This is a genomic window from Streptococcus sanguinis (assembly GCF_900635155.1).
Taxonomy (GTDB): domain Bacteria; phylum Bacillota; class Bacilli; order Lactobacillales; family Streptococcaceae; genus Streptococcus; species Streptococcus sanguinis_G.
Genome location: NZ_LR134002.1, coordinates 841,904 through 854,840, shown reverse-complemented (window position 1 = coordinate 854,840; position 12,937 = coordinate 841,904). Strand labels below are relative to the sequence as shown.

The following is a 12,937-nucleotide window of genomic DNA, read 5'->3' as shown; positions in this document are numbered from 1 at the left end:
CTTATCTTAATTATATGTTTTCCTATGTTTTTTGTAAATATTTTTTGAGTGTTTTTTTAGATATTTTCCTGCTGTTTTTCAAGTTTCTGGCCAACGATATTTGATTCTATTCCACTAATGTCTGCGGCAAAATGATCTTCATACAATAATCCTAAGAAAGCTTTCTCCATTAAAAACTTAAATATTTAACTGCTTCAAACATTTTCCTCAGTCAAAAAGAGGTCAATTTTTCCTTGCGCCGTCTTTTTATGTTATACTTAGAGGAGAAAATTTTTAGGAAATAAGACAAGGAAGTAACTTTTTGTGAAAAAAATAACCAAGAATTTACTCAATTTCATGAGTACGAGACTAGGTTTTGTCTTGATTTTACTGGTCCTCTATTGGATAAAAACCATGTGGGCCTACACGATTGATTTTAACCTCGATATTCAAGGTCTTTATCAAGTATTTTTAGCTATTATCAACCCTTTCCCTATCAGCCTCTTGCTGCTGGGACTGGCGCTTTATGTAAAACGAACCAAATTATTCTACAGCCTTGCCTTCGGAATCTATCTGCTCCTCTTTGCTTGGCTGGTATCTAATTCCATTTACTACCGTGAGTTCAGCGACTTTGTTACAGTCAATACTATGCTGGCTTCTAGCAGCGTTTCTGCTGGACTTGGGGAAGCAGCACTTGAGCTTTTCCGCCCTTGGGATATTCTTTATCTGATTGATTTCCCGATTTTGGCCTTCTTATTCTTTAAGAAATACATCCGTATGGATGACCGGCCTTTCAATAAACGCGCCAGCTTTGCTGTGACCTCCCTGTCCGCTATGCTGTTCTCAGCCAACCTTTTCTTGGCTGAAATTGACCGCCCTGAGCTCTTGTCACGTGGATTTTCCAACTATTATGTCGTTCGGGCTCTGGGCTTGCCAGCCTTTCTAGGTTACAGTGCTAACCAGACATATACCGCCAATCGTGAGCGCTCCAAAGCTTCTGAAAAAGACTTGGAACCAGTAACAGAATATATCCAATCCCATTATGCGGAACCAAATCCAGAATATTACGGGATTGCCAAAGGCCGCAATGTCATCTATGTCCATCTGGAAAGCTTCCAGCAGTTCCTGATTGACTATAAGCTGCAGGCAGATGGGAAAGAGTACGAGGTGACACCTTTCCTCAATTCCCTCTACCACTCCAATTCGACTCTGGCTTTCTCTAATGTCTTCAACCAGGTCAAGGCTGGTAAGACTTCTGATGCTGAAACCATGATTGAAACTGGGCTCTTCGGTCTCAATCAAGGCTCCTTCATGGTTAACTACGGTGGTACCAATACCCAGCAAGCTGCACCTTTTATTCTTTCCAAAAACGGCGGCTATACTTCTGCTGTTTTCCACGGAAATACAGGAAGCTTCTGGAACCGCAATACAGCTTACAAGCAATGGGGTTATAACTATTTCTTCGATGCGTCTTACTTTACCAAGCAGGACGACACCAACTCTTTCCAATACGGCTTGAATGACAAGATTATGCTGAAAGATTCCATCAAATATCTGGAACACCTGCAGCAGCCTTTCTATGCTAAGTATATCACGGTTTCCAATCACTATCCTTACACGACAAGTCTGATTGGTGACGAGATTGGCTTCCCACTGGCCAAGACCAAGGATGAAACCATCAACGGTTACTTTGCCACTGCCAACTATCTAGATTCTTCTGTCAAGGCCTTGTTTGACTATCTCAAAGAATCCGGCCTCTATGACAACTCTATTATCGTTCTCTACGGAGACCATTTTGGAATTTCCCAAACCCGCAATCCTAACTTGGCCCCTCTTGTAGGCAAATCCTCTGAGACTTGGTCCAATTATGACAATGCTATGATGCAGCGCGTACCATACATGGTAGTGGTACCTGGCATGGACAAAGGAAAGATCATTGATACCTACGGCGGTCAAGTGGATATGCTGCCAACATTGGAGCATTTGCTGGGCATTGACTCTAAAAACTACCTTCAGGTTGGACAAGACCTGCTGTCATCTCAGCATCAACAAATCACAGCATTCCGATCCAGCAATAACTTTGTCACTCCAAAATACACTAGCTTCAACGGACGGACCTACTACACCCAAACCGGTGAGGAAATTACCAATCCAGACGAAACCATCAAGAAAGAACTGGATGAGATTCGCAATGCCGCCAATACTCAGCTGAAGATGAGTGATGCTATTCAAACCGGTGACTTGATTCGCTTCTACAAAGGAAATGACTTAGGCAAGGTCAACCCTAAAGATTACTCTTATCTTAATTCAATGAAAGCCTTGTTGGCTATTGAAAAAGAAAAAGGCGACCAATCAACCAGTCTTTACTCCAAGCGAGGCAATGTTTCCACTGTGGACCTCTTTAACTCGCCAAGCTATAGGGCACTGCATCCAGAGCAGTTCCAAACTAGCAGCAGCGACGAAGACAGCAGTCAAGAAGACTCAAGCTCTTCCAGCTCTAGCTCCACAGCTAATCCATAGATAGCAAAAGCCTTAAGTCCATTGGACTTAAGGCTTTTCTTGTAGCTAATAACTTATTGAATAACTTCAAAAACAGAAACAGTCAGGTTTTCAACATAGAAAGGCTTCTTATGACGGCTATTGCCGACTAGGAGGCGCAGCTTGTCTGCATTAGGTAGATAGTAAGGAAGCCCGCTAGCATTAAAAATGACTTGATAATGCTTGTCATCCTTGATTTCAAAGATAATCAAACCACTGCCCTGCTCTGCTGATTGAACAAATACATGTTTATAAATATCTTCATAGGTCTGATAAGAAAAGGCCTTGCAGCTTGTCTTGAGGCGAATGATGTCCTTGATAAAAACAATGCTCTCCTGATGGTCCTGCAATAGATTCCAATTCACCTGATTGACTGCATCTGGCGCATTGTAGCTGTTCATAGCCCTTTCACGATCACTGTGCAGGACTTGGCCGTCCTCTCCCGTAGCTACGAGCTTGGTACGGGAAAATTCCTGTCCAACCTCCATGAAAGCCATGCCTTGCATGAGCAGGTTCATAGCAGTTGCCAACTCAATCCGCTTGGTGCGAGTCAGAACATCATCGTCGGGATGCAGCTCCGCAAGCAAATCATGCAGGTTGAAATTATCGTGAGCCTCCACGTAGTTAAGGACTTGATCAGGACTGCGATAGCTGCCTAGCTCACTGCTGCCAAGGATAGCCTTAGCGACGATATCCTCCGTCGCCTGACCACTGACAAAACCAGCTTTGATGCCGCCGTAAACTTCTGCTCCTTTGACCGCATCCCGCTCTGTATCATTGAAAAATCCAATCCGCGGTAACTGATAAGCATTGTCCTTCTTAGCCTTGTCTTCCGGTCTCAGGCCCGTTCCCATATCCCAGCCTTCTCCATAGAGCAGGATTCGTGGGTCCACTTCATCCATAGCTTGACGGATGGCATTCATCGTTTCCACATCATGAATTCCCATTAGGTCGAAGCGGAAGCCATCTACATTGAACTCCTCTACCCAGTACAGCAGAGAGTCAATCATAAACTTGCGGAACATCTCATGTTCACTGGCCGTCTCACTCCCCACTCCAGTTCCGTTTTGGAAAGAGCCGTTAGGATTCATCCGATAGTAATAATCCGGTACTGTAGCCTGAAAAGCAGAATCATAGGTCGAGTAGATATGATTGTAAACAACATCCAGTGTCACAGAAATCCCCGCATCATGGTAGGCCTGAATCATTGTTTTCAAATCACGAATGGCCTGCGCTGGGTCTGCAGGATTGCTGGAAAAGCTAGTCTCCGGAGCATGATAGTTCTGTGGATCATAGCCCCAGTTGTAGATTAGCTCTCCATTTTCATCATAGTCCTTGTGACGGTCAGAGACAGGCTGAAGCTGAACAACATTAACGCCTAAATCACTGATATAGTCAAAACCTGTTTTTTGCCCTAGATGATTGGTAGTTCCTTTTTGACAGGCTCCCAAGAAGGTCCCGCGCAGCTGACTGTCCACGCCTGAAGTCTCCGACTTGGTCAAATCCCGAATATGCATCTCATAAATCACTGCCTGATTTGGATTGTCCAAACGCCAGAGAGCTTCTTTGCCTTGACGGACTTGAAAACCAGCTACTTCAGTCTCATCCGATCCAAGAATCGCTGAGCGCTTGCCATCTGGACTGGTCGCAACAGTATAGGGATCACGAGTATAAAAATTGCGGTATTCAAAGCTAACATGGTAGTGATAAGTTTTGCCGGTCAAGTCTTCAGCTATTTCAGCCGACCAGACACCGATGGTATTTTCCTTATGGTCGTGAGAATATCGTTCTCCTTTTTGCATTGGGAAGATTTTATAAAGAGGAGCTTGATTGTCAGCCGATTCATAGACTACTAATTCCACCTTCTTAGCTGTCGGTGCCCAAACTTTGAAAGTATGTGCGCCGTCTGTCTGGCGGTGTCCCAACCAGCCTTGATAGCCCCAGCATTCATCAAAGTAGTCTGTTCTCAGAGCCATATCAAAGTTATGTGGCCGCCGGCGTGAATACTGGTGACTGGTCGTTGCAGCCTGCAGGGAATAATAAACCTGAGCATCTCCCTCAATCAGCCAAATTTCCGTCACCAGATGAGGAGGCAACAAATCAATATGATAGTCACATGACTGGCTAGACCAGTCTGAACGTTTGATAATCACATGAGCGTGATTCAAATGCTCCCAGGTCTCAAACGATAATTCCCCCTGAATACCAAAATAATCAAGTTTGGAAAAGGCTGCTTCCTTTCCCCATTGGTTTATTTGCCACTGCCACATATCATAGGAGAAATAATCTCCAGTAGGATTGTGGTAATGGACTAAGACTTTATAGTCTAGCATGTTCTTTCATCTCTTATCTAAAATTATTCTATTGAAAGGGCTGTCTGACTGATTTCATCGATATTGGCAAAAAATTCCAAATGTCCGTGCAGCACTTCCAGTTCAACAGGCGTATCGCCGCCGTATTCTCCATCCAAATTCAGCATAAATGGACCTTTTTTGTCTAAAATTTCCAGCTGCAGCTTGCTTGTTTTAAGGTATTCTACATTGATATCGCCAACGTGCTGACCGCCATTGATAGCCTGCATCATCAGACTCAGCATATCAAAGAGATTGGCTGTCTTAACCAAAATCAAAGTAAAATTCCCGTCGTCTAATTTAGTATCTGGCGCTAGCTTTTCAAAACCACCAATAGAGTTGGTCAGAGCCGCAAACATCAGCGAAATCTTCCCTTCAAAGACACCATGGTCGTGCTTGATACGAACCTTGCGGAACTTAGAGCGAGGGAGTTTTTTTGCTCCTTCTGCGACATAAGCAAAGTAGCCTAGGCGAGATTTGACTTCACTAGGAACACTGTAAGTCAGCTCAGTCAGAGTTCCAGCAGCTGCAATATTAATAAAATACTTGTTACCATAGGCCCGGCCAATATCCATCTTTATGGTCTGGTTCTTTTCGATAATGCGGGCTGCCGCTACAGGGTCTCCCATGGGAATCTTCAAAGCTCGCGCATAATCGTTGGTTGTGCCAGTTGGAATAAAGGCCAATTTAGGCCGTTCATCCAGATTCGCCACACCATTAACTACCTCATTGATGGTACCGTCGCCGCCTGCCGCAATAATCAAATCAAATCCTGCTTTTGCTGCTCTTTCAGCTTCTTTTTGAGCAGAAAGAGGCGCTGGAGTGGTCTGGTAGGCACTGGTTTCATAGCCCACATCCTCCAAAACATCCAGAACTTCCGCTATATTTTTCTTAATAATTTCCTGTCCCGAAGTCGGGTTATAAATCAATCGTGCTCGTTTAATCTTATCCTTCATACTTCAGCCTCATAAGCTATCAAGCCAATCTTCATCCCGAATTTCAATTCCCAACTCCTGAGCCTTGGCCAGCTTGCTGCCGGCATCTTGGCCAGCCACTACCAGATCCGTTTTTTTAGAAACAGATCCAGAAACATTAGCACCCAGACTCTGCAATTTTTCTTTAGCTTGATTGCGTGTCAATTTTTGTAATTTACCAGTCAAAACAACCGTCATACCAGATAGGGCTGCATCAGCCGCTGCCTTTTGCCCCAGATAGTCTAGATTCACACCTGCTTCCTGCAGCTCCGCCAAAAGAATCTGAGAGCCTTCCTGCTCAAAATAGGTATGCAGGCTTTGGGCAATTACAGTTCCAAGACTGTCAATAGCCGCAATCTCTTCTTGGCTGGCCTGAGACAGCTTAGGAATATCATGGAATTTCTCCAGCAAAATCCGACTGGCCTTACTTCCAACATGGCGAATCCCCAATCCGAACAAGAGACGTTCGGCCGAGTTCTCCTTGGAAGCTTGAATAGCAGTATACAATTTATTTGCTGATTTTTCCTTAAAGTTCTCTAATTCTAGTAAATTTTCTACCGTCAGCCGATAGATTCCAGCCACATCCTTGACTAGATTTTGAGCAAAGAGCTTCTCTACCACTGCTGGACCCAATCCAGTAATGTTCATGGCATCCCGGCTGGCAAAGTGAATCAAGCCCTCCTTGATTTGGGCTGGACAGAGCGGGTTAATGCAGCGCAGAGCTACTTCATCTTCAAAGTGCACTAGCTCACTCTCACAGCTCGGACAGTGACTTGGTATTTCCAGAGTCTCCTCTGAGACACGCTTGGACTCCACCACTCGCAAGACAGCAGGAATAATATCTCCCGCTTTATAGACGATAACGGTGTCTTTCTGACGAATATCCTTCTCCGCAATATAGTCCACATTGTGCAAAGTTGCTCGGCTGACAGTCGTTCCCGCTAGCTGAACCGGCGTCAGATTAGCTGTCGGAGTCACAACTCCCGTCCGACCCACTGTCCAGTCAACAGACAGAAGCTGGGCTTCTTTTTCCTCAGCTGGAAACTTATAGGCGATGGCCCACTTAGGTGCCTTGACAGTAAAGCCAAGCTCCTCTTGCACCGCCAAGTCATTAACCTTGATGACAATACCGTCAATCTCATAAGGCAGACTGTCCCGCTCCTCAGCGATCTTTTCGATAAACTCCCAAACCGCTTCGATAGAGTCCGCCAGAATATGTATAGGATTGACTGAGAAGTCCAAATCTGCCAGCTTGTTTAAGACTTCTTCTTGGCTGTCGACCTGAGTCGGACTGGCTTCTTGGTAGAGGAAGGTTGCTAGATTGCGCTTGGCCACAACTGCTGTGTCCAGCTGACGCAAGGTTCCTGCTGCCGCATTGCGGGGATTGGCAAACTCAGGCTCACCGTTCTCCTGCCGCAGCTGATTGACCGCATCAAAGGAAGTCTTGGGCATGTAGCATTCTCCACGAACTGTAATGTCCAGCGGTTCTTTCAAGGTCAGGGGAATATCCTTGACCCGCTTGAGATTTTCAGTGATATTTTCACCAACTGAGCCATCCCCCCGAGTCGCTCCTGCTACCAAGATTCCCTTTTCATAGGTCAGAGAAATAGAGAGCCCATCAATCTTGAGCTCACAGAGATAAGAGACTTGTGGAAATTCCTTGCGAATCCTCTGGTCAAAGGCTAGTAATTCTTCACGTGAAAAAGCATCCTGCAAACTAAAGAGAGGATACTGGTGTGGATATTTTTCAAATCCTTCTAAAATCTTCCCTCCCACCCGATGCGTCGGACTGTCAGGCAGGATATCTGTTGGGTACTTTTCTTCTAACTCCGCTAACTCACGATAGAGTCTGTCATACTCGCTATCCGATACACTTGGCCTGTCTGCCGTATAATACTCATGGGCATATCGGTTGAGCAATTCTACTAATTCTGACATTCTTTCTTTCATACTTCTATTTTATCACAAATACACAAAATCTTCCTCTATTTGTTCCGAATTCTTCCTAAAAAACAAGAGGATATAAAAAGAGCGGAAATTCCGCTCTCTGCTGTCTTATTTTGCCAAATCAATACTTTTTGCAATCTGGTTAATAATGATAGCTCCAGCAATCAAGGAAGCAAATTCTCCAATGCCTGTTGTAAACCAAGTCAGGAAGAATGGCAGGCCTTGCAAGAAATGTAATTCTGCAGCAATGGTCACCATCGAAATAGAAAAGAATACTGCAAAATAAAAATGATCCAAACGAATCAAGCCTTTAATCAGATATTGATTCTTATAGCGACTGAAAAGATAGACACCCAGTGACAGGAAAACTAAGGTGGATCCACCGCCGACGAAGACATCAACGATTCCAAAACTATAGAGATTAGCAATCATACAACCAATGGTGACTCCCATGATATATTTTCGGTTATAAAATGCCATAAAGTTCATCATTTCAGAAATTCTGAACTGATAGGCCCCATAACTAATAGCATTTAAAGGGGGCGTAATCGTTAGAGCTACGTAAATGGCAGCAACAATGGCAATCTGAGCTAAGTCACGAACTGTCAGTTTTTCTTGTTTCATCTTTTCTCCTTTAGCGGCTTTACCGCGTGTAATATGCTTGGCGAAAGAAGTTAAGCGCCAAGGGTTGCGTCACATGAGAGGAGCATCATTCGTTGATTCCCCCACAGATTTGGCAACCCAACTAGTATAGCATAAATCCTAGAAATATGATAGACTATCTTTATGAAAACTTTAATCAAAAAATTCTTTGACAATGAGGTTCTGTCCTATCTTTTCTTTGGTGTGGCAGCTACCCTTGTTTATATGACTACTCGTCTCCTTATCTTCGCTCTTACAGGACAGACATTATTTGCGACCATTACTGCTAATGTCACAGCAGTACTTTTTGCCTTTATCACAAATGATACCATTGTCTTTAAACAGCAGCGCAAAGGTTGGCAAAAACGACTTCTTAAATTTGCTCTGGCTCGTTCTGGCACTCTTTTGCTAGATATTGTTCTTGCAAAATTATTAGTAGATACTTACCCTAATATTATCGGGCAATTTGTCAAAAATGAACGCAACCTTATCAACTCGATAGAGTCTCTTTTCTCTCAAGTGCTTATTATTGTCCTCAACTATGTTTTCAGCAAAGTCTTTATCTTTGAAAACAAGAAAGCTAATTGACTATGGTACTTCGGCCTCAAAATATCAAATCTGGACCAGATAATTCTGATCCAGATTTTTATAGTCTTAAATTTCCAAGCTTGGATTATCAAGCGTCATATGAGTGATTTCACCTTTGACACCAAAATAGTCCTCAATCAGAGTCTGGAGTTCTGTCATAGCTGCTTGGACGCGTGCTGCTTGCTCTTCATTAATGGCCTCAATGACCAAGATGGCGTCCTTGGTCTCCTCTGTCAGCATGGTCCTCTGGGCTTCTCGCCAGTTAAGACAACGGCAGACAGCCCCCTCTTCATCATAGTAGATGATTTCTTCTGGCAGAGCCGGCGCGTCACTCTCAGCTCCCAGCGGGAAAAAGGCTTCGCCACCCTTGGCTTTTCCTAGATGAAGACCTCCGACAATCTTATCCAAATCCTCACCTCCACATGGAACCGCATAAGACAGCGAGACACTGTTGTAGATATCGACCAAAGGATTGATTGGATGAAGTTCCCGCCCCTGACTAACCCGCTTGAGCAGGGCTTCGATAGAGGAGCGCGCTCCTTTTTTGGTCTTGAATTTGCTGAAAGCCTGCCGCCACTCCTGAATGACTTCATTTTGAGTGAAGTTCTCGTCTAGGATAAAGTCCTCAGCTCGCTTTGCTCCCTTATCCAGCAGGGATTTGAAATATGGATCCTTACTTTCATCCACACTATTATCAAGCCCTTTGACCACTAAAATACTAATCTGAGCTTCCGGAAATACTTGCCAAAATTCATTTTCAATTGTAACTTTCATGCTCTACCTCTTCAATCTTAATAGTTTCTTTTTTGTCCTTTTTTGACGGCTTCCCAGTCACCTGTGATGTTTTCACGCACTCGGATCAGCATTTCCTCCAAGGCTTGAACTTCTTCCTGAGAAAAGTCCCGCAGAGATGTCTCTTCAGAATAGTCATTCTCCGCTAGGATAAAAGGATAAAGTGTTTCCCCTTTTTCCGTCACAAACCATTCCTTGTTCTTCTTGTTGCCTTTGGCTGCCTTCTGCTGCACCAAGCCCTTGGCTTCTAGCTTCTTAACAGAGCGGGCAACCGTTGAGCGATCCACCTTGAGCAGCTCCGACAGCTCCTCTTGGATAATTCCCGGATTCTCCGCGATTCGTACCAGATAAAGATATTGCCCCCGCGCAAGGTCAATATCACGAAACTCAATATTCGCAATGGAATCCAAAGCTCGGGCGATAATCCCAATTTCCCGCAATACTGACATATCCCCTCCTTTTATTTTTATTTGAAACTATTATATCACATTTTATTGCAAATGCAATAAAATCACCAAAAATAAAAAGAGGAAAATCCTCTTTAAGAAATCTATATCAACATCCTTACAAGTAAGGAATCTTCTTATTCTTATTAAGATTAGTAATGATACTAGAGAAAAATGCAGAATTCAATTCTTGACAGTAGCTAATCAGTTCTTGTCGATCCCTGTCCTCAAACAGGTAAGCCATTGATACTAGGACCTGAATTGGAGAAATGACCTGCCTGAAGTTCTCTAAGTAAGCTTCACGTTTAGCTGCACTATAGAAGTCTTGGACTTCCTCATGACTGAGTACAACCTCTCTTTGATTCAAGCCTAGCAAAGCTCTAGCAAATAAGTTCTGGTTGCCACTATCTAAGCTAGAGTATACATAGCTCAACTCTTTCTTGTCTTTATTTTGTAAATATACGATAGCTAAAGCCAAGCTTCGATAGAGAACAGTCGCTGAGTATTTTCCTTGAACTAATTCCTCCAAATAAGGTAGTAGGCTAGTACATTCCGTAGCTGCAATGGTCAAAATCAACTCATTCTGAGTTCCCAAGACCTTGGTTTAGTCATAACAAAGCCCAGAGCTTCAGCTAATGCTTGATCCAGGCCTTCTATACGTTGGCGTCTAATTTGCTTGGCTTGCTCTCTTAAGTAGAGGTAGTTTTTGAGATAGGAGCATAGAAACAAGTTCTTTATTTGAAGATACTGCTAATTGTTTTGCAGTTTTTAAAGTAGGCATAGTTTTCTTCTCCTTTCATTTTTTAAGACATAGTGACTAGAAAATTTAGTTTTTTGTGTATCTATCCTACTGTTTTTCTTTCACCAGCTGATTCTTAAAAGAAAATTTACCTGTACTTTCGACTTGAAATCCTGACTCACAGCAGCTCTGGACACTGGCATTAAGCACTGCGCCAACAATCAAAATTTTAGCAATCATGATAAACCAAAACATCATCACAACCATAATGATAGAACTAAAAAAACGAACATCAACCAGGTGATTTAAATAATTATCCATGTAAACGGAAAAGATATTCAGCAAGGCAAGAATAGTCAGGAGCACAAAGGCGCTGCCCGGCAGAACATAGCGTTTTTTGTTGATTTTCACATTAGGCAGGAAATAATAGAACATGACCAAAACCGCAAAGAGTAAGGCGTAAATCAATGGCTCCGTAAAATTCTGCAAGTGCTGATAAAGCTGACTATCTAGTTTCCAGTAAGTACGGAGAAAATCCAGCGACATATGGCCGAACATGGTCAGAAAGAGGGCCAAGGCAAAGAGAATCTGCAGACCTAGACTCACAAAGAGACTCATGACGCGATGAGAAATCAGCCCCCGGCTCTTGGCTACCCCATAGGCTTTGTTAAAAGCAATCTGTAGAAAATTCATTGACTTGGAAAAAGTCCAGAGAGCAGACAAGACTGAGAAGCTCAGCAGCCCAGTCGAAGGCTGGGTCAGCACTTCACGCATGACTTTTGCTACAACATCATATAAAGTCTCTGGCAGCATGTCCTTGATAGCTGTCAGAAAATCCGCAATTGGAATATGGAAATAAGGCAGAATATTGACGACAATCAAGAGCAAAGGAAAAACGGAAATCAGCCAATAATAAGCAACTGCAACGCTGCTCAGCTCACTATCTGCCTCTTTATAAAAATGGAAAAATGCTCTTAAAAACTGATTTTTCCGAACCTTACTAAATAATTTCTTCACTCTCTTCTCCTTCAAAAAAAGCTGAGACAATGCCCAGCCTTTGATTTCTAATATGTCCCTTCTTCTCCCTGGCTGGTCAGAATGACAGGACCATCTTTTGTAATGACAAACTGATGCTCATACTGGCAAGACAAGCCGCCATCCAGCGTTTTATGTGCCCAGCCGGTCTCAAAGTCCGTATCAATTTCCCAGGTACCTGTATTAATCATGGGCTCGATAGTCAGAACCATTCCCTCACGCAAGCGCAAGCCGCGTCCTGCTCGACCGTAATGTGGCACCATAGGCTCCTCATGCATGGTTGGGCCAACACCGTGACCGACCAAATCACGCACAACGCCATAGCCATGACTTTCAGCATATTCTTGAATAGCTGCGCCAATGTCGCCGATACGATTGCCAACCTTAGCTGCCGCAATTCCACGGTAGAGACATTCCTTGGTCACATCCATCAATTGCTGAGCCTCTGGGCTAATCTTCCCTACTGCATAGGTCCAGCAAGAGTCTGCCACGCCGCCCCGGAAGCTCTCTGTGTGCTGCTTCATTTGTGCTACATTGTCAAAATCTAGCTTGGACACATCCAACTCTGCCTTATCGACCAAGCCAACCACCATATCAACGCTGATGACATCGCCTTCCACCAGCTTCTGATGACGGGGAAAGGCATGGGCTACCTCGTCATTAAGAGAGCAGCAAGTCGCATAAGGATAGTCCATGACAGAGCCTTCAACACCAATTTGCAGAGGCAGCGCATTGTCTTCTTTACAACGCTTGCGGACATACTCTTCAATGTCCCACATGTCAATGCCTGGCTTAATCAAGTCTCTCAAACCGATATGGACCGAAGCCAGAAAATCTCCACTCTTGTCCATCAAGTCAATTTCACGCTGTGATTTTAAAGTAATCATTCTTTCTCTAAATTCCTCT

11 protein-coding genes and 1 riboswitch are annotated in these 12,937 nt (G+C 43.8%); of the genes, 2 read left to right on the top strand and 9 right to left on the bottom strand.

Features of this window, described 5'->3' with window-relative positions; genetic code table 11:
• The first annotated feature begins 303 nt into the window (after nt 1-303).
• On the top strand, nt 304-2,499 hold the full coding sequence (locus ELZ47_RS04380) for an LTA synthase family protein (protein WP_126435360.1): 2,196 nt from the start codon (nt 304-306) through the stop codon (nt 2,497-2,499).
• A 53-nt stretch (nt 2,500-2,552) separates the two neighbouring features.
• Here ELZ47_RS04380 and pulA read toward each other — a convergent pair whose 3' ends face one another.
• The 4 genes from pulA to ELZ47_RS04360 all read right to left on the bottom strand — a co-directional run bounded on the left by pulA (nt 2,553) and on the right by ELZ47_RS04360 (nt 8,413).
• Nucleotides 2,553-4,850 (bottom strand): type I pullulanase, encoded by a 2,298-nt coding sequence (pulA, locus tag ELZ47_RS04375; protein WP_126435358.1) that lies wholly within the window; start codon nt 4,848-4,850, stop codon nt 2,553-2,555.
• A gap of 23 nt (nt 4,851-4,873) precedes the next feature.
• Nucleotides 4,874-5,824: a diacylglycerol kinase family lipid kinase gene (locus ELZ47_RS04370; protein WP_002906169.1), complete on the bottom strand. Its 951-nt coding sequence runs from the start codon at nt 5,822-5,824 to the stop codon at nt 4,874-4,876.
• A gap of 9 nt (nt 5,825-5,833) precedes the next feature.
• Entirely contained in the window at nt 5,834-7,792 is a 1,959-nt protein-coding gene (gene ligA, locus ELZ47_RS04365; protein ID WP_126435356.1) for an NAD-dependent DNA ligase LigA, read from the bottom strand.
• A gap of 105 nt (nt 7,793-7,897) precedes the next feature.
• Entirely contained in the window at nt 7,898-8,413 is a 516-nt protein-coding gene (locus ELZ47_RS04360; protein WP_126435354.1) for a QueT transporter family protein, read from the bottom strand.
• Nucleotides 8,411-8,547, bottom strand: a riboswitch (PreQ1 riboswitch). It overlaps the preceding gene by 3 nt.
• A 28-nt stretch (nt 8,548-8,575) precedes the next feature.
• On the opposite strand from ELZ47_RS04360, the gene ELZ47_RS04355 reads away from it, so the two are divergent.
• Entirely contained in the window at nt 8,576-9,019 is a 444-nt protein-coding gene (locus tag ELZ47_RS04355) for a GtrA family protein (protein ID WP_126435352.1), read from the top strand.
• 66 nt (nt 9,020-9,085) lie between these two features.
• Here ELZ47_RS04355 and ELZ47_RS04350 read toward each other — a convergent pair whose 3' ends face one another.
• The 5 genes from ELZ47_RS04350 to ELZ47_RS04330 all read right to left on the bottom strand — a co-directional run bounded on the left by ELZ47_RS04350 (nt 9,086) and on the right by ELZ47_RS04330 (nt 12,918).
• The gene (locus ELZ47_RS04350) at nt 9,086-9,793 is read right to left on the bottom strand and encodes a B3/4 domain-containing protein (RefSeq protein WP_126435350.1); all 708 of its coding nucleotides are present in this window, start codon (nt 9,791-9,793) and stop codon (nt 9,086-9,088) included.
• Nucleotides 9,794-9,810: 17 nt separating this feature from the next.
• Nucleotides 9,811-10,260, bottom strand: a complete 450-nt coding sequence (locus ELZ47_RS04345; protein WP_126435348.1) for a MarR family winged helix-turn-helix transcriptional regulator — start codon at nt 10,258-10,260, stop codon at nt 9,811-9,813.
• Between the two features lie 115 nt (nt 10,261-10,375).
• Nucleotides 10,376-10,828 (bottom strand): hypothetical protein, encoded by a 453-nt coding sequence (locus tag ELZ47_RS04340; RefSeq protein WP_232011369.1) that lies wholly within the window; start codon nt 10,826-10,828, stop codon nt 10,376-10,378.
• Nucleotides 10,829-11,104: 276 nt separating this feature from the next.
• On the bottom strand, nt 11,105-12,028 hold the full coding sequence (locus ELZ47_RS04335; protein WP_164549630.1) for a YihY/virulence factor BrkB family protein: 924 nt from the start codon (nt 12,026-12,028) through the stop codon (nt 11,105-11,107).
• A 32-nt stretch (nt 12,029-12,060) separates the two neighbouring features.
• A complete protein-coding gene (locus ELZ47_RS04330; RefSeq protein ID WP_002900015.1) occupies nt 12,061-12,918 on the bottom strand; it encodes a methionyl aminopeptidase in 858 nt (285 codons plus the stop codon).
• Nucleotides 12,919-12,937: the final 19 nt, after the last annotated feature.